The organism is Flavobacterium sp. AC267 (assembly GCF_979258715.1).
This window is the reverse complement of sequence record NZ_OZ409875.1, coordinates 4,879,995-4,896,638: the sequence shown is the minus strand read 5'-3', so window position 1 is coordinate 4,896,638 and position 16,644 is coordinate 4,879,995. Positions and strand designations below refer to the sequence as shown.

Sequence of the window (16,644 nt, the reverse complement as noted above, 5' to 3'; positions counted from 1 at the left end):
ATTAAAAATCTGAAAATTAAAATGTTGAGGTTTTTATATGCAATAAAGTTTAATGTCTTAGCTGTTTTCTTAAATCTAAATTTAAGCTGTATTGCTCTTCAATAGGAATAGGTTTTCTTTGCACTTTGTTGATATCGCTTCCTTCCTCTGACCATAAGAACGGGTAAAAGTTAAAAACCTGGTCGCCTGATAATACAGCAACTTCTTTTTTCCAGCTTTCCCATCTGCTTCCCGCGTAAAATTTGTCCAAATCATTATTAAAACAGAATTCTAAAAATTGAGAATACGTAATTTCCAAAGGTTCATAGTCTAAGCTGTCTGGTGCAAAATAATAAACGTTTCCAAGATCTGTTCCTAAAGCGCCTCCATTTAATAAATAAAAACCGCCCAAAGCATCGTCTGCAATAAGCAGATAAGCAGGTGCCTCGCCAAATTCTTTAAAAGATTTTCCTTTATTCCAATCTGGCAGGCTTCGGTTGAGTTTGGTGCTTCCCGAGCCTAAGATTCTAATCCAGCCGTTATCAATTAATATACCGCCGGTTTTATAAACAATCGCGCCCATTGGCGAACTCGTTGTAACTTGCGTATTGTATAAGGCATCTTTTGCTTTTTGCGGATCTGCAGGAAGGATTTCTACTTTGTTTTTGGCAGTATTAATCCATTCTTTTACTAATTTCCATCCAGAATCTTTTGGATCTATAAGTTCGTTTACTGGTCGCATTTTTGTTTGTGAAAAGGTTATTGTGGTAAAAAAAATTAAGGCGGATAATTGAAAAAATTTCATTTGGTTTTTGGTTAACAGGGTTTGGTAAGTAATCGAATAAGAACTCCTTTGCGTTTTACAATATTTTTATAATCCCACTGAATTTCTTTTCCTTTTTGCAACCAGCGTTTTAAATCGTCTTTGTTTATTTCGTCTGAGTTTGTGTAGCGCATTTCAGCGACTTTAAAAGAACCTTCGTTTTGCAGTTTTTCTTCCTCAAAAGATTGTCCGCTCCAAAAAAGCAATCGAACAGAGCCTTTTAATTTGCTGTAACCCACAATCGGATTTCCATCTAAAAACCAAACCGGATGCGCATGCCAGATTTTACCTTCGGCTTCGGGCAGGAAATGGTTAATTTCGGTACATAAAATAGTGCATATTTTTTGATCTTCATCGCTTTGAGAATCGTTATATGCCTGAATTTCTGTATTCATATTTTTAAGTTTAATGTGTTAAACTATTTTTTCAGACGATTGAAATAAAATATAACTGCCATGTTCAGATTGTCCTTTTTCTTTTTCTATAAATCCTTTTCTTTTATAAAATGCAATAGCTTTTGTATTGTTTTCCAGACATTTTAAAGTTACGGCAGATTTCGTTACGGCAATCATCGCTTTTAATAATTCTGTACCAATTTTTTTGCCTTGGTATTTTTCGTCCACATACAAATGATGTACAAAGTTTGTAGGCATCCAGATCGAAATAAAACCAACCGGAATATCATTTATGAATGCTTGCCAGCATATATTCTCCTTGTGTATATTTTTCGAAATCGTCTAATTGGTATTCGGACGTGTCAAGCCAGGAAAAAGTTTTTTTCTTTCTTTTAAGAATAATTCTTTTAAAACAGGATAATCTTTATTTTGGACTGCTGTTATCTTCATTAACGATTTTAAGTTTTATTTATTTTGATACTCTCTGAAATCAAAGAACCATCTTTTGAAAAGCCTTGAATTAAAAATAAGTAACCTTGAGGATTTGCTTTAACTTTAAAAAACAGCTCACCATTACTATTGGTTTGTAAGTCTGGTTTCCAGTCGATTTCTGTCCAATTGCTGTATTTGTCTGCATCGAAAGCATAAATGGGCGAATAATATTTTTTTCTTTATCAAATCCGTCCGTGATTACGTATTCATTAAAAAGTTCAACAATATTATTTTTATAGTTTTGGGTTGTAAAAACCTGAAAAATTTTGTTTCCTCTAATAGGTCGTGACGATAATATTTTCGATGTCTTTTATTTGTAAGGAAACGCTAGACAATTCACCAGCTGTAATGCGTTCTCCATCAATATACAAAGCGGCTTCTTTATCAATTCCAGTTTCCAGATAGGTTTCCTGACCTTTCCAGTTTACCAATTTGACATCCTGATCAAAACTTAAAAAATACATTAAATCCTTATTTTTAAAATGTGGTGCAATTTCTAAATCAAAATATTTCCCAATATCAAATACCAAAGGTTTGTATTTTTTTATGAGTTTTTTTCGGTCTGTATATCTTTTATTTTTGGCATTAACAGTTATTTCATCCAGTTTTATAGAGCCGGCTGTATACATATCATTCCATAAATCTTCGTTTAAAACAGCCGTTTGTTTTGTTCTGCTTTCAATGTTTAAATTACGCGACGATACTTTTTGAGGTATATCAAACTGAATTTTTTCTGGTTTTAGGGCTTCGCTGTTATTGTTTACAAAAGAAATTTTAACGGCTTCTCCTTTATAAATAAGCAGGTTATTGAAGCTGAAATCTTTTTTTCCATTTAAAAATATTTTATCGATAATTACATTGTCTGTTGTCAGCAGTGCCAGATGATTGGCAGGAAGAGATGATACATTTCCTTTTAGTTTAAATCCTGCTTCAAAATCATATTTATAAACGGGATTTAAATCGGCAATCATTTCTCTTAAGGTAAATTGAGTCCAGCCTTGCGTCAGCGACAGTAAATCTAAATGTTGGTTTCGTTGCTCATTTTTTGTATTGAAATAATAAGCTGGATTTTCGATATATCCTTTTACATAAGGAGACAGGAGGAAAGCACTTTTGATACTATTCGTTTCCGTATAATTGGATGTGTTTAGAGGCAGTATTGACGTACTCAAATTTGCATTTATACTTTGGCCAAGCTGAGAAATTTTTAGTTTATAATTGATGGAATCATTTTCAACGCTTGTTTTTTCTAATGCAATTGTGGGTTCTGTTTCTTTTTCGATGTAAAATTTTCTTTCTGCAATTGGCTGATTATCTTTAAAAAGCGTAACTGTATTAATGCCGTTGTAAAAGTTTTTTTTGTCGAGTTCCAGATTTAAAGATGCTAAGTTTTGAATTTCGACGTAATCTAGAATATTGTTTTTTTGATGAAATAAGAGTTTATACCGGTTTGTTTTTATTTCTGAAGCAGGATTTGTTTGAATACTTAATTTTAGATTTTCCGACTGATTATTGTCCACATTTAAAAGAATGCCTGTCTTTTGAGCCAGAGGCAGTTGAATTTTTATTAGAGTATCATTAATATTGACAGATGCTGTATAAGTCTGATTTGGCTCATAGACAAAACTACACTTTGTCATTCCTAAAAACTCACTTTTAAAACTGGCAACTTCCTGATTTTTTGTATTTGTAATTTTCCCCGAATAATTAATTCCTTTTCCATTTAATAAGCATTTAATACCAATTGTATTGGATGCATTTTCCAGTAAATAACCTGCTTCAGGAAAAAGCTGGACGTCATATTTATTCGTTAATGCGGTTTGTTTTTCAGAAACATTATTAAGAATATTTATTTCTTGAATGAAGGTATTATCGTCTCCAAAGTTTCGCATATAATTTGTTCTCTGCCTCAAGATAATAAACTCCCGTTTTTAGGGAATCGTTTAGTACAAATTGTCCTTTTCCGGTTCCTTTGTAAATAAAAACGTTTTGGCTCTGAATTAGTTTGCCATTTATATCCAAAAGATTCACATTGACACGTGTTGTTTTTAGCGAAGGCTTATTGGAAATATCACCAACATACGCTTTAAACCAAAGAATATCATCAATAAAATAAGAGGTTTTATTGGTATGCAGAAATACTTTTTCAAAGTACAGCTGATTTTTTTTAAGCGGTTCAATTACACTGTCCAGAAATGATTCTTTTGGTGAAGAACTTATCTGGAAATTTTTTACTGCATTTTCCTGCGAAAAACAAACGCCGTAGACACAGATTGTAATAATAAAAGAGATCAACTTCAACTTCATTTGGAAATGTCTTTTGGAATATTCGATTAATGTTTTAAGGCTTACAATTTATTTCTTAAACAAATTAAAAGTAGTGCTTAAATGATGTACAAAATCTCTTGTATAGTGTCCGCTTTCATCTAAATCTGGATCTAAAATAGTTATTTCGAGTCCGCTTAATTTTTTACTTTGAAATAAATAGGAGGTGAGTTCATTAAATTCAGCATAAGTTAAACCGTCTGGAGTTCTGCTGTCTACACATGGCATTATGAAGTCGTTTAAAACATCGACATCGATATGAAGCCAGAAGCCATCGAGTTTTTTATTTTCAACATCTGAAAGAAATGATTGAATACAGTTTTTTATGCTTTGTTTTCGGAGTTCCTGAAGGCTTATGTAAACGGCAGATGAATTTCGAATTTCATTTTCGTATTCATCGTCATATTCCCGATTGCCCACGCACCAAAGGTTTTCTTCTTTTATGTATGGAGAAAGGTTTAGAATATTGGTTAGTTTTTGATGACCGTTTCCAGTAACGATTGAGGTCGCCATACCGCCGGCACCGCCCGTTTCAGACAAGGAAATATCCATAAAATCAGTATGGCCGTCTAGATAAAATAAACCGTAATTTCCTTTTTGTTTTAAAGCGATCGCCGATCCTAAAAGAATACTGCAGTCGCCGCCAAGTATAAATGGAAATTTATCGGCACTAATTAAATTGTTTATCAAATAAGCCTGTTCTCTCGCGTATGTAACTAATGAATCTGCATTTAAAACTTTAGTTTCGGGATCTTTTACATTCGAATATTTCGGCGGATCCAGTCGTATAATATTGTTCGTTTTTAAAGCCTTATGCAGATTGTTTTTCCAAAACCAGTCTGGTAAACGATTTACGCCTGGTTCTTTGCCTGGTTTGGGTTCTTTTAAACCTAAATTTGATGGAAACTCAACAATGCAGATTTCTTTCATAGCCTTTACTATTTAGTCATAAAGTTATTAAAATAATTACCTTTTGAATGTTTTTTAACAGACCAAAGCAAAAAAATCCGACGTGTTTTCACAATCGGATTTTTTTTCTGAAAACTATTTATAGATTACTTTTTTAGAAAATAATCGGGTTTTTATTGTTCTTCAATTATGGAATTTCCTTTTGAATGATCGCCAGATGTCCACTGCCAGATTTCATGGAGTCGTATTTTTCCGTTCTCTAAAATTTCAGGTTGAGAAGTGCAGGTTCCAGTCATTAATTCACCTTTTTCATTTACTTGATGATAGCGCATTTCGATAATGCCTTCATCATCAACCAAGCCAATTAAATGTCCAGTAACAATTTTTCCTCCTGAATACTGAGAGGTTAAGATGTTTCCCTGCTGTTTGTAATGAAATACGGTTTCGCCAGAAGTTTCTCCATTTTCACTATTGCTGACAGGCTTAAAAAATTTGTTATTGTAATTTATCATTTTTAATACTGTTCGACCTTAATTTTTTCGATTTAAATCGGTAATTAATAAAGGATTGTTTTCTTTTAATTTATTTGCCAATTCTTCGACTGTTCCTGGATTTGCTTTTATGTGTTCAAATTCTGCAGAAGTAATTCCTACGATTTGTAAAAATGAAACTTCACCGTGCGGCGTCTGTTTTTTTGGAACTTCAGGATCATTTACGATAATCAATGCCGTAATGGCTGTATCTGTATTAAGACGAATTGGACCATTTGCAGGCATGTAATGATATTCTTCAAACCAATTCCCGCTGTCGAAAACATACTTGGCAATATTTTGAAGTAATGCCACAGCCCAGCTTGGATTTTCGTTATCTGCTTCAAATGGTTTTAATCTAAAAGTAAGTTCAAAACCCCATTTACTAAATTCACCGTCGACTTTTTCTTCATCGTAATACAATTCAGAAAAACCGTAAGTGACAAAATGATAATGATCTTCCTGATTTTTACTTTCGTAATAACTCACGCCGTCCAGCGGACTATCACCGCCAAGCATGTAACTAAGTGCAGGTGCAAAATGTTTAGGTTCCTGACCGGGATAAAGGCTGTCAAATTCTTTGTCGATTTCTAACCAGCCTACTGCATCATCTTCTGAGAATTGTTTTTTGTATTCCTCTAAATTCATCTCTATCGTTTTGTAGTTAAAGAGTATACAAGATATTATTTTTTATTGCAAAAAATGAATTTATGACATAAAAAACTCCGACTTGTTTTGCAGATCGGACTTTGTTTTTATTCTATTTTTTTCGCCAGCTGGAGCGCGCCTTGTCGCAATCCTTTATAATAATCGCCTTTTTTTAGTTCAGGAACTACATAAAGAGAAACAATATCTTTCATTTCCTGATCGCTCATTTTGGCACGTATTTTATCAACGCCATGAATTTGAATCTGTCGCAATTGCTTGCTGATTACAATTAAAATTGAAGTGTCGATTTTTAACTGCGAAAGCAAATATTTGTCTAGATCTAAAGAATAAGTGGTTAAATCTGTATATGGAATTATGGAAGGAGTTGTTACGATAAGTATTTTACTGTTCGTTTTGGCTTCGCTTGATTTTAAAAAACTACTTAAATCCTTGATCTGATTTGGGGTAAGAATTTTTTCAAAGTCATTTACGTAATCATAAGATTTGGCAAAAATGGCCGACGTTTCTGTTTTTGTTTGTGCAAAAAAAGAATTGGGTAACAAAAGAACAAGGGTAAAAATAAATACTAATTTTTTCATGGCAGATATAAGGTTGAGGCGCCGCAAAACTAGTTCTTTATTATTAAAATTTACTGCTGAAAATGTTATGAAAAATTAATATTTATTGTTCATAGTAAGACAAAAAAAAATCCGATTTAGTACTAAATCGGATTTTAAAGATTCTTATTGTAGAAGAGGCAGTAAATGCTCCCAATTTAGTTCTTTCGCAAAATCGAGTGCAGTTTTTCCGCTCTCGGTTTTACTATTTTTATCTGCTCCCGATTCTAATAAAACTTCTACAGAAGTCTGATTTCCAGCGATTGCTTCACGATGTAAAAAAGTATAACCTAATTCGTCTTGCGCAGTAATTTCTTCTGGATTATTTTTCACGAATTCGATAAGACTTTCTTTCATGTTTATACTCATCGGATGTTCTATGATATTTTCTGGTTTTTCTTTTTGTTCGTTAACAACTAAAATATCATTAAAATCACCAAAGTCTAATGCCCAAGCTTCATCGTGCGAATTTCTTTCTTCTTCACTCATTTCAGAACGCATTGCCTGAATGGTAAAGGCTCCGTATGTTTTACCGCCAATGGCGAATAACCAATCGCTTATTTGATTAACAGGAATTTGAACTTCGTCTCCATTATTTACATTCGTCAATTCATCGGGATCATTTACGAGAACGCCGTATATGTTTTCGCCGTCAAAATTTACATCGTTGATCCACATGTGTTCTACTACGGTTTCATCGTCAATTTCCTGAGTAAAAGCCAGTTTTACACACGCAACATCAAGTCCCGGGACTATTCGGCGGTATTCCCAGGACAATTCTCTCCAGAAATATTTAAAGGTATCTTGTGCTTTTTTATAAGCTTCAATCATTTTTGGATTTTCTCCGTCGGCGTAGAATATTTTTGTTTCTTCCATAAGAATGCATATTTATAATGAATTATAAAAGTAATCTTTTTAGTACTTTCAGTAAAATGATATTAATCATTTTTGGTTTTTTAATTTAAAAATAAAGCTTTTTTAAGACAAAGTATTGTCATTTCGACCGAAGGGAGAAATCTTCGCAAGAAACTCCGCAAAGGAAAGTTATTAGCAAAGATTTTTGCCAATCTTTTTGGAGCAACTTATGAGGATTTCTCCCTTCGGTCGAAATGACAAAATAATAGGGATAAAAAAATCCGACTTGCATTCACAAATCGGATTATATAAAATTTACAAGTTAATTTCTTAAAAGGTATAACCTATTCTTAAATGAAAATAAAGTAAGAATTGTTCTTTTGTGTAATCAAAATTATCGACACTTTGTGCGTTTCCAAAATTAGAATTTGCTTTAATAAATACCATTCTATATCCAATTCCTGCACCAGCTTCGTAAGTAAAATGATCTCCTATCGCTCTTTTCATTCCCCATGTTGGCGTTATGGATAAATCTGCATTTTTAGTGATATTATCATCTAAATTAATTACAAACCAATCTGGATGATAACTTGTTTTTAGCGAAATATAATTACCGCTGTTATTTGAAATATTTCTTCCCCTGGCATTTCTTTTTTCAAATTGAAATAAAATTTAGGTTCTGCAGTTAATACAGGCTGTAAAATAAAACCAGCGTCGTCATAATGGTCTCCAACTGCAAAGTCGTGTTCGATACCAATTTCGCTTCGTAAAGCAATTGCATTAGCAAGTTTTAATTCGTTGTTTAGCCAAAGTCCTGCAAATCCTGTTTGCACTGAAAAGATTGATTTTTCTACACTAGCTTCTTGAGCTGTTGCATTCATAGTTACTCCTAAGATTATAAATAGGATTAATTTTTTCATACTTGTTTTTTGTAATTGGTTAGATTAATTTTCAGCACGAAAATAGTATTAAAATATAAAATTCCTAATTTATAAAACAATTAAATTTTTATTAAAAATAGGAATAAAAAAATCCGACTTGTTTTCACAAATCGGATTAATTTAAAGATTAAAACCTCTTAATCACCTTGATCTTTATACGATTTTAATTTAAAATCTACTTTTTTATTTTTATTTAGTTTGTAACTATAAATTGCTTCCCCATAAATATGTCCATCTGTATAAAAACCAATTATCCATCCAAAACCAATAGTTTTAACGGCCTCAAAATACATCGTTCCACCCAGTATTGCTTTTTCAGGAATAAGATCTTTTCTTTCTGTTAAAGATTCTTCAATAAATTTTCTTGGGTTTTCAATTTTATCAAAGTGGTTATCCAAAGAATAAAATTCTGTATCATAATGTTCAATTCCTCGCTTATAAGCTGCAAGTGTATCTCTATATTTTCCTATGCTATCATTATATTTTTCAGACAATAAACTTTGTTGAATTTTATTATCATGTTTTAATCTTTCAATTTGCAATTCTAATTCTTTCTCTCTTTTATTACAACTTATTAATAAGATTGTCAATAAAATTAAAAATACTTTTTTCATTATTTCATTTAATTATAAAGTACAAAATTATAGTAATTTTATTACAAAATAAAGGTTGGAGTAAAAAAATCCGACTTGCTTTCACAAATCGGATTAATTAAATTGAAGTTATATATAACCGTAAAACGGTTTATTTTTACAAGTGAATTACTTCGCCGTAAGCATCAGCTACAGCTTCCATAACAGCCTCGCTCATTGTTGGGTGAGGGTGGATAGATTTAAGGATTTCGTGACCTGTAGTTTCAAGTTTACGAGCTACAACTGCCTCAGCAATCATATCTGTAACACCAGCACCAATCATGTGGCATCCTAACCATTCTCCGTATTTAGCGTCGAAAATTACTTTTACAAATCCGTCTGGAGTTCCAGCCGCTTTTGCTTTTCCAGAAGCTGAGAATGGGAATTTACCAATTTTTAATTCGTATCCTTTTTCTTTAGCTTGTTTTTCTGTTAAACCTACAGAAGCGATTTCTGGAGTTGCATAAGTACAACCAGGAACGTTTCCGTAATCGATTGGATCAACGTGTAAACCTTTGATTTTTTCAACACAGTTGATTCCTTCTGCAGAAGCTACGTGAGCCAAAGCCTGCCCTGGCGTAACGTCTCCAATTGCGTAGTATCCTGGAATGTTAGTTGCGTTGTAAGCGTTTACTAAGATTTTATCTCTGTCTACAGCAATTCCAACTTCTTCTAAACCAATATTTTCGATATTTGTTTTGATTCCAACTGCCGAAAGTACGATGTCAGCTTCAAGAACTTCTTCTCCTTTTGCCGTTTTAACGAATGCTTTTACACCTGCACCAGTTGTATCGATACGCTCAACAGATGAATTTGTCATTACTTTAATTCCAGCTTTTTTCAAAGAACGCTCAAATTGTTTTGAGATGTCTTCGTCTTCTACAGGAACTACGTTTGGCATAAATTCTACAATAGTAACATCTGTACCCATTGAATTGTAAAAGTGAGCGAACTCAACTCCAATTGCTCCAGAACCAACAATAATCATAGATTTTGGTTGTGTAGGCAATGTCATTGCTTGACGGTATCCAATTACTTTTACACCATCTTGAGGTAAATTTGGTAACTCGCGAGAACGAGCACCAGTAGCGATGATAATGTGGTCAGCGCTGTATTCTGTAACTTTATTGTCTTTATCAGTAACGTCAAGTTTTTTTCCTGGTTTTAGTTTTCCAAAACCTTCGATAACGTCAATTTTGTTTTTTTTCATTAAGAATTGAACTCCTTTGCTCATTCCTTCAGCAACACCACGGTCGCGTTGAATTACTGCTGGGAAATCTTTATCGAATTCAGAAACTTTTAATCCGTAGTCAGAAGCGTGTTTTAAATAGTCAAAAACCTGAGCTGATTTTAATAATGCTTTTGTTGGGATACATCCCCAGTTTAAACATACACCACCAAGGTTTTCTTTTTCAACTACAGCTACTTTGAAGCCTAATTGTGAAGCTCTAATTGCTGTAACATATCCGCCAGGACCACTTCCTAAAACAATAACGTCGTATTTCATTTTTTTGGTTTTTAATATTAACTACCGAAAATGAAGTTTATATTTCCGAAACTCATTTCTCGATTTTTTCTTTTGTTATTTGTGCTTGCGAATTTAAGGATTTATTTTAAATCAACACCTGAAAATTTGTTTTTAGCGCCGCAGATTTTGGTCTTTTCACAGAAACTGAAGGAATTGTGAATTGTAAATTGTGAATTCTGAATTGATTTTTGTGATTTAGTGATTTGTCTTTAGTCCTTAGTGATTAGTTCTTAGTGATTAGTCCTTAGTGATTAGTTCTTAGTGATTAGTTCTTAGTGATTAGTTCTTAGTGATTAGTTCTTAGTAATTAGTTCTTAGTAATTAGTTCTTAGTAATTAGTTCTTAGTAATTAGTCCTTAGTTCTTAGTGATTAGTTTTTAGTGATTAGTTTTTAGTTCTTAGTAATTAGTTCTTGGTAATTAGTTCTTAGTCTTTAGTACATAATGTGAAGTTGTTTTGAGAATAAAAAAATAGGCCACAGATTAAAAGGATTAAAAAGATTTTAAAAATCAGTGTTAATCATTTTAATCTGTGGCTAATATAATTTTAAATTTTACCGGAATTCCTTACGTTGACTTCGACTTCGCTCAGCCTGACAAATTGTTAATTATCAATTGATAATTAAATCTTCACATGGCCCCAGTTTTCACCGCTGGCAATTCTTCTGATCTGCATTTCGCTTACGCCAAATTGTTTGGCGATCATTTTAAGACGTGTTTTTTGTTCTGGACGGGCAAGTATTTTTTTGATTAACATTACTTTCGTTGTTGTTAATTTTCTTCCGTCGGCTTTAAGATTGTGTTCGATTAGATTTTTTTTCGCCTGAATCACTCTCGGACTTTTACGGCTGTGCGCCATCATTTCTTGTTTTGTCGCCCAGCGTAAATTGCGGATATCGTCATTACTTCTGTTGTAGTCCAAATGAAGTACGTAAGTTTGTTCTTCAGAATCTTTTGGGATAAAATATTGGGCAACTAATTTGTATAAGAACAAATATTTGTTGACTATTTTATCGTCTTTTTTTACCTTAAAACGGAAAGTTGGATATCCGTCGCTTAATCCGCCTTTTAAAATTCGACCGTTTTCAATTTCGTCGGTAAAACTAATTAAACGGCCTCTGTTTGAAATGGCATATCTTAATTGTAATGAGGCATTTATTTCTATTTCTTTAAACTGTTCGTCTGGATAAAATCTATTTTGTGGCATATTCTTTTACATTTGATTTCTGTATTCTCTATTCTCAAAGATAAATAATAAACCAAAAATTACTGCTATACAATTGATTGCGAAATGTCAATTTTATGATTTCTATAACGCTTATTTAACGTTTTAAAACGATTATAATAGTTTTTAATCGGATTTTGAAGCACAAATTAGGAATTGTGCAGTTTTTTATTTTACAGTAAGTGTAAATTTTAAGATAACGAATTGTTAATTGCAGGTTGAACCAGTTTTTAAATTGTTTGATTTCCTTTTTAGCTAATAGATTTTTTGCCGAATTTTAAAAAAAAGAGTAAAAATTAGAATTAATTTCTGATTAGTTCTTAACTATATTTGAAAAAGGGTTTGGCTTAATTAAAAGCCAAACCCCATTATTTTAAACTTAGATTATGTTTGAAACGAAGTAATACATGTATCCAAATACGGTCTTAAAATGTATTCAAACATATTATCATCTTCTTTTAAGAAACAATTAATTCATACAAGGATTGCTAAGAACCATATGCATTGTAATTTCTTTTTGAATGTTATAATCACATAATGTTCTTCCATCTTCAAGTTGTTTTCCTGCAAATATTAATCTTATACAACTAGGATTAATTCCTTCTTTATCTTGTATTTTAGATTTAATATTATCGATAGTATCTGAACATTCAACTTCAAGCGTTATAGTTTTTCCAGTCAAAGTTTTTATAAAAATTTGCATAGAGAACGCATTAAGCGAAAAGGCTAAAAATAAAACGGTAATTAGTAATTTTTTTTCATGGTATTTTTTAAAAATGATATTTATTTTTCAAACATACTTATTTATTTGTAAGAATACAACTAAAATTAATGAGTTATGTTAAATTCATTTTACCCTAAGACAATCAATGATTGTATTTTTACCATTTAAGTATTTGTAAGGTTTTAAGGATTAATTAAGTAGGTGATTTTGCAAGTTAATTAGCTACTGAAAATTGCGAATCGTACAGGTTTTTGTAGTAGCCATCAATTTTATGTAATAATTCCTGATGTGTACCTTGTTCAACAATTAGTCCTTTATCCATCACCACAATTTTATCTGCATTTACAATTGTCGCCAAACGATGTGCGATTATAATAGAAGTTCTTCCTTTTGTAATCGTTTCTGTTGCACGCTGAATCAATTCTTCAGAGTATGTATCAATAGAAGAAGTTGCTTCATCCAAAATCAAAATACTCGGATTACTTACATAGGAACGTAAAAATGCAATCAATTGTCTTTGTCCCGAGGATAACATTACACCACGCTCTTTTACATCAAAGTCATAATTATCTGGGAGATTCATAATGAAATCGTGTACTCCAATTTTCTTTGCGGCATCAATTACCTTATCGCGGGTAATTTCTGGATTATGCGACGTAATGTTATTGTAAATTGTATCGGCAAACAAAAATACATCTTGTAAAACCACCGCAATTTGTTTTCGAAGTGAAGCCAAAGTGTAGTTTTCGATATTTTCGCCGTCAATACAAATCGTTCCGCTATTAATTTCGTAAAAGCGATTCAGCAGATTAATAATAGTTGATTTTCCTGCGCCTGTAGAACCTACAATAGCAACAGTTTGTCCTGCCGAAACAGATAAATCAATACCTTTTATCACTTCCTCTTCTGGAATATAACTAAAACGAACTGCTTCAAATTCGATACTTCCGTTAAAAACAGGTGCTTCAATTTTTCCAGTATCCTGAATATGATCCTGCGTATCAATAATATCAAAAACACGATTGGCGACAATCATTCCCAGTCGCATCTCATTAAATTTATCTGCAATTTGTCTTAACGGGTTAAAAAGCATTCCAATAAACATCGTATACGAAAACAAATCTCCAAAAGTGGTAAAATGATCTCCGTTCAAAATTCTAAAACCGCCGTAAACCACAACCAGTCCTAAAGTAATAGACGAAATAATATCGGCAATAGGGAAGAAGATCGAGTTGTATAAAATGGTTTTAATCCACGCCACTCGATGTTTGTTATTAATTTCCTTGAAATTATCAGCTTCGATTTTTTCACGATTAAAAAGCTGTACGATTTTCATTCCCGTTACACGCTCCTGTACAAAAGAGTTCATATTGGCAATCTGTGTTCTTACTTCTTCAAAAGCGACCTGCATTTTGCGTTGGAAAATTCTAGTAATGAAAACCAAAATAGGCATAGCAAGAACCACAATCCAAGTCAGTTTCCAGTTCATGTAAAACATAAAAATAAGCACGACGAACATTTTCATCAAGTCACTTATAATCATAAATAAACCTTGGCTGAAAATACGTGCAATTGATTCAATGTCTGAAACCGCTCGAGTTACTAATTGCCCAACCGGAACCAAATCAAAATACTTCATTCTGAAGCTCAAAATGTGTTTAAATAGTTTCGTTCTGATATCTTTTACAATATCCTGCCCAAGCCAGTTTGCCCAATATACAAAGTAAAACTGCGAGAATACTTCCATTAACAAAACCACCCCCATCAAGATGATGTAAGATAGTAATCCCATTTTATCGTGAGTTTTGATGTATCCGTCGACCGTTTCTTTAAGTAAATAAGGTCGCGACGGCAAGAAAAATAGACAGCGAAACGGCAAATATGATTACGCCGTAATAACGCCATTTATAAGGCTTAGTATATTTTAAAATTCGTTTGAATAATCCAGTATCAAATGCTTTTGCTTTCATTTTTTTTGGTGCTTTAAGCTATAAGCTTTAGGCAGTAGGCTTTTTAATAAAGTGCTAAAAGCTTACTGCTTAAAGCCTAAAGCCTACAGCTTATAAATAATCGTAATAAATATTGGTTAAATATAAACCATGCGCCGGAACTGAAAACCCAGCTTTTTTCCCTGCTTTTGCTGGCAATAATATTTTCAAAATCTGCCAGTGTAATTTTGTGTAAACCAATATTAATTAAAGTTCCCACAATTGCCCGAACCATATTTCTCAAAAACCGATTTGCCGAAATGGTAAAAATTAGTTTTGAATTTTCTTGCTTCCAAAATGCCTCAAAAATCGTGCAGTCAAAAGTATTCACATCTGTATTTACTTTTGAAAAACATTGAAAATCGGTATGTTTCAATAATAACTGCGTCGCTTCATTCATTAAATCGACATCCAATTTCTGATTTACATACCAGCTCAATTCCTGTAAAAACGGATTTTTAATGGTATTGATGTGATATTCGTACGTTCTTTTTTTTGCATCGAATCGGCAGTGCGCATCATCATGAACAGGAATGATATCAAAAATGGCAATATCTTTTGGTAAATAAGAATTCAGTTTATGAACTAAAATAGGAACATCAAAACTCTTTTCTGTATCAAAATGACCAAACATTTCAGTTGCATGAACACCAGTATCTGTTCTTCCAGCGCCCATAATGCTGATGGTATCATTTAGTAAAACCGAAAAAGCTTTATTTAAAGTTTCCTGAACAGAAGAGGCGTTGGGCTGTATCTGCCAGCCATGATAAGGTGTTCCGTTATAAGCAAATTGAATAAAATATCTCACTGTAGAGGTTCAAAGGTTCAGAGGTTCAAAGGTACGAAAAAAGGTTCAGAGAGACAAAGGTTCAAAGGTTCAGAGAGGCAAAGGTTCAAAGGTTTTCCGTGACGTGTATCTGTAGAGACGCACAGCAGTGCGTCTAACGCCAGATTGAAAATTTACAGGTTCTAAGTTTTTCTTTTTAGGTTCAAAGGTTCATAGTGGCAAAGGTACAAAGGTTTTTTCCGTCATGTGTATCTGTAGAGACGCACAGCAGTGCGTCTAACGCCAGATTGGAAATTTAAAGGTTTCTTTTTTTAGGTACAAAGGTTCAAAGAGGCAAAGGTACAAAGGTTTTTTCCGTCACGTGTATCTGTAGAGACACACTGCAGTGCGTCTAACACCAGATTGGAAATTTAAAGGTTCTAAGTTTTTCTTTTTAGTTACAAAGGCTCAAAGAGGCAAAGGGACAAAGGTTTTTCCCGTGATGTGTATCTGTAGAGACGCACTGCACTGCGTCTAACACCAGATTGGAAATTGAAGGTTCTAAGTTTTTCTTTTTAGTTACAAAGGTTCAGAGAGGCAAAGGTTCAAAGGTTTTTTCCGTCAAGTGTATCTGTAGAGACGCACAGCAGTGCGTCTAACCCTAGATTGGAAAGAGTTAATAGAAAACAGCACTAAAGACGTGCTGTCTTGCGTTTCTAAAGAAAAAAACCTTTGTACCTTTGTCTCTCTCAACCTTTGAACCTTTCAAAAAAATGACAAAAATCCTTCTTCTTTCTGATACGCACAGTCATATTGATGATACTATTTTAAAATATGTTAATCAGGCCGATGAGGTTTGGCATGCTGGAGATATTGGAGATTTGACTGTTACGGATACCATAAAAAAACTAAAACCGCTTAGAGCAGTTTACGGGAATATAGATGATGCAAAAGCGAGAATGGAATTTCCGTTGAACAATCGTTTTTCATGCGAAAATGTTTCGGTTTGGATTACGCATATCGGTGGTTATCCTGGAAAATACAATCCGAATATTAAGGAAGAAATGGTCGCGAATCCGCCAAAACTTTTTATCTGCGGACATTCGCATATTTTAAAAGTAATGTTTGATAAGAAAAACAATTTACTTCATATGAATCCAGGTGCGGCAGGCAAAAGCGGTTTTCATAAAGTACGAACAATGCTTCGATTTGTAATTGATGATGATAAAATCAAAGATTTAGAAATTATTGAAATTGGAGCAAAATAA

The 16,644-nt window shown here is 32.9% G+C and carries 17 protein-coding genes and 2 pseudogenes; 1 reads left to right on the top strand and 18 read right to left on the bottom strand.

The window, feature by feature from the left end; genetic code table 11:
* Positions 1–49 precede the first annotated feature (49 nt).
* The 18 genes and pseudogenes from ACZZ95_RS25995 to truA all read right to left on the bottom strand — a co-directional run bounded on the left by ACZZ95_RS25995 (position 50) and on the right by truA (position 15,418).
* Entirely contained in the window at positions 50–721 is a 672-nt protein-coding gene (locus ACZZ95_RS25995) for a DUF2625 domain-containing protein (protein ID WP_463471302.1), read from the bottom strand.
* A 74-nt stretch (positions 722–795) separates the two neighbouring features.
* On the bottom strand, positions 796–1,197 hold the full coding sequence (locus tag ACZZ95_RS25990) for a DUF1801 domain-containing protein (protein WP_463471301.1): 402 nt from the start codon (positions 1,195–1,197) through the stop codon (positions 796–798).
* Positions 1,198–1,215: 18 nt separating this feature from the next.
* Positions 1,216–1,524, bottom strand: a complete 309-nt coding sequence (locus ACZZ95_RS25985) for a GNAT family N-acetyltransferase (protein WP_463471778.1) — start codon at positions 1,522–1,524, stop codon at positions 1,216–1,218.
* A gap of 440 nt (positions 1,525–1,964) precedes the next feature.
* The gene (locus ACZZ95_RS25980; RefSeq protein ID WP_463471300.1) at positions 1,965–3,581 is read right to left on the bottom strand and encodes a hypothetical protein; all 1,617 of its coding nucleotides are present in this window, start codon (positions 3,579–3,581) and stop codon (positions 1,965–1,967) included.
* Complete coding sequence (locus ACZZ95_RS25975; RefSeq protein ID WP_463471299.1) at positions 3,559–3,996, bottom strand: hypothetical protein; 438 nt, start codon at positions 3,994–3,996, stop codon at positions 3,559–3,561. Before ACZZ95_RS25975 ends, ACZZ95_RS25980 begins: the two co-directional genes overlap by 23 nt.
* A gap of 48 nt (positions 3,997–4,044) precedes the next feature.
* Positions 4,045–4,944 carry an arginase family protein gene (locus ACZZ95_RS25970; RefSeq protein ID WP_463471298.1) on the bottom strand — a complete coding sequence of 300 codons (900 nt, stop codon included), beginning with the start codon at positions 4,942–4,944 and terminating at the stop codon, positions 4,045–4,047.
* Positions 4,945–5,096: 152 nt separating this feature from the next.
* Positions 5,097–5,435 carry a n-acetylglutamate synthase gene (locus ACZZ95_RS25965; protein WP_463471297.1) on the bottom strand — a complete coding sequence of 113 codons (339 nt, stop codon included), beginning with the start codon at positions 5,433–5,435 and terminating at the stop codon, positions 5,097–5,099.
* Positions 5,436–5,453: 18 nt separating this feature from the next.
* On the bottom strand, positions 5,454–6,101 hold the full coding sequence (locus ACZZ95_RS25960; RefSeq protein WP_463471296.1) for a suppressor of fused domain protein: 648 nt from the start codon (positions 6,099–6,101) through the stop codon (positions 5,454–5,456).
* Positions 6,102–6,208: 107 nt separating this feature from the next.
* Positions 6,209–6,700 (bottom strand): TPM domain-containing protein, encoded by a 492-nt coding sequence (locus ACZZ95_RS25955; RefSeq protein ID WP_463471295.1) that lies wholly within the window; start codon positions 6,698–6,700, stop codon positions 6,209–6,211.
* 144 nt (positions 6,701–6,844) lie between these two features.
* The gene (locus ACZZ95_RS25950; RefSeq protein ID WP_463471294.1) at positions 6,845–7,594 is read right to left on the bottom strand and encodes a YegJ family protein; all 750 of its coding nucleotides are present in this window, start codon (positions 7,592–7,594) and stop codon (positions 6,845–6,847) included.
* Positions 7,595–7,903: 309 nt separating this feature from the next.
* Entirely contained in the window at positions 7,904–8,080 is a 177-nt protein-coding gene (locus tag ACZZ95_RS25945; protein ID WP_463471293.1) for a hypothetical protein, read from the bottom strand.
* A gap of 89 nt (positions 8,081–8,169) precedes the next feature.
* Positions 8,170–8,493 (bottom strand): hypothetical protein, encoded by a 324-nt coding sequence (locus ACZZ95_RS25940; protein WP_463471292.1) that lies wholly within the window; start codon positions 8,491–8,493, stop codon positions 8,170–8,172.
* Between the two features lie 158 nt (positions 8,494–8,651).
* Positions 8,652–9,128: a hypothetical protein gene (locus ACZZ95_RS25935; RefSeq protein WP_463471291.1), complete on the bottom strand. Its 477-nt coding sequence runs from the start codon at positions 9,126–9,128 to the stop codon at positions 8,652–8,654.
* A 136-nt stretch (positions 9,129–9,264) separates the two neighbouring features.
* Positions 9,265–10,653, bottom strand: coding sequence for a dihydrolipoyl dehydrogenase (gene lpdA / locus ACZZ95_RS25930; RefSeq protein WP_463471290.1), 1,389 nt, complete (start codon positions 10,651–10,653; stop codon positions 9,265–9,267).
* Positions 10,654–11,295: 642 nt separating this feature from the next.
* Entirely contained in the window at positions 11,296–11,880 is a 585-nt protein-coding gene (locus ACZZ95_RS25925) for an NUMOD4 domain-containing protein (protein WP_095951711.1), read from the bottom strand.
* A gap of 487 nt (positions 11,881–12,367) precedes the next feature.
* Positions 12,368–12,601 carry a ubiquitin-like protein gene (locus ACZZ95_RS25920; protein ID WP_095951710.1) on the bottom strand — a complete coding sequence of 78 codons (234 nt, stop codon included), beginning with the start codon at positions 12,599–12,601 and terminating at the stop codon, positions 12,368–12,370.
* A gap of 235 nt (positions 12,602–12,836) precedes the next feature.
* Positions 12,837–14,592 (bottom strand): annotated as a pseudogene (locus ACZZ95_RS25915) (ABC transporter ATP-binding protein).
* A 90-nt stretch (positions 14,593–14,682) separates the two neighbouring features.
* Positions 14,683–15,418 (bottom strand): annotated as a pseudogene (truA, locus tag ACZZ95_RS25910) (tRNA pseudouridine(38-40) synthase TruA).
* A gap of 731 nt (positions 15,419–16,149) precedes the next feature.
* On the opposite strand from truA, the gene ACZZ95_RS25905 reads away from it, so the two are divergent.
* Positions 16,150–16,644, top strand: a complete 495-nt coding sequence (locus tag ACZZ95_RS25905) for a metallophosphoesterase family protein (protein WP_463471289.1) — start codon at positions 16,150–16,152, stop codon at positions 16,642–16,644.

What these genes read in the sequence shown, in the direction of transcription:
- ACZZ95_RS25920 (WP_095951710.1), bottom strand. Translation starts at nt 12,601, where the DNA reads ATGCAAATTTTTATAAAAACTTTGACTGGAAAAACTATAACGCTTGAA.
- ACZZ95_RS25975 (WP_463471299.1), bottom strand. Translation starts at nt 3,996, where the DNA reads ATGAAGTTGAAGTTGATCTCTTTTATTATTACAATCTGTGTCTACGGC.
- ACZZ95_RS25970 (WP_463471298.1), bottom strand. Translation starts at nt 4,944, where the DNA reads ATGAAAGAAATCTGCATTGTTGAGTTTCCATCAAATTTAGGTTTAAAA.
- ACZZ95_RS25940 (WP_463471292.1), bottom strand. Translation starts at nt 8,493, where the DNA reads ATGAAAAAATTAATCCTATTTATAATCTTAGGAGTAACTATGAATGCA.
- ACZZ95_RS25965 (WP_463471297.1), bottom strand. Translation starts at nt 5,435, where the DNA reads ATGATAAATTACAATAACAAATTTTTTAAGCCTGTCAGCAATAGTGAA.
- ACZZ95_RS25960 (WP_463471296.1), bottom strand. Translation starts at nt 6,101, where the DNA reads ATGAATTTAGAGGAATACAAAAAACAATTCTCAGAAGATGATGCAGTA.
- ACZZ95_RS25950 (WP_463471294.1), bottom strand. Translation starts at nt 7,594, where the DNA reads ATGGAAGAAACAAAAATATTCTACGCCGACGGAGAAAATCCAAAAATG.
- lpdA (WP_463471290.1), bottom strand. Translation starts at nt 10,653, where the DNA reads ATGAAATACGACGTTATTGTTTTAGGAAGTGGTCCTGGCGGATATGTT.
- ACZZ95_RS25925 (WP_095951711.1), bottom strand. Translation starts at nt 11,880, where the DNA reads ATGCCACAAAATAGATTTTATCCAGACGAACAGTTTAAAGAAATAGAA.
- ACZZ95_RS25955 (WP_463471295.1), bottom strand. Translation starts at nt 6,700, where the DNA reads ATGAAAAAATTAGTATTTATTTTTACCCTTGTTCTTTTGTTACCCAAT.
- ACZZ95_RS25935 (WP_463471291.1), bottom strand. Translation starts at nt 9,128, where the DNA reads ATGAAAAAAGTATTTTTAATTTTATTGACAATCTTATTAATAAGTTGT.
- ACZZ95_RS25995 (WP_463471302.1), bottom strand. Translation starts at nt 721, where the DNA reads ATGCGACCAGTAAACGAACTTATAGATCCAAAAGATTCTGGATGGAAA.
- ACZZ95_RS25980 (WP_463471300.1), bottom strand. Translation starts at nt 3,581, where the DNA reads ATGCGAAACTTTGGAGACGATAATACCTTCATTCAAGAAATAAATATT.
- ACZZ95_RS25945 (WP_463471293.1), bottom strand. Translation starts at nt 8,080, where the DNA reads ATGAAAAGAGCGATAGGAGATCATTTTACTTACGAAGCTGGTGCAGGA.
- ACZZ95_RS25905 (WP_463471289.1), top strand. Translation starts at nt 16,150, where the DNA reads ATGACAAAAATCCTTCTTCTTTCTGATACGCACAGTCATATTGATGAT.
- ACZZ95_RS25990 (WP_463471301.1), bottom strand. Translation starts at nt 1,197, where the DNA reads ATGAATACAGAAATTCAGGCATATAACGATTCTCAAAGCGATGAAGAT.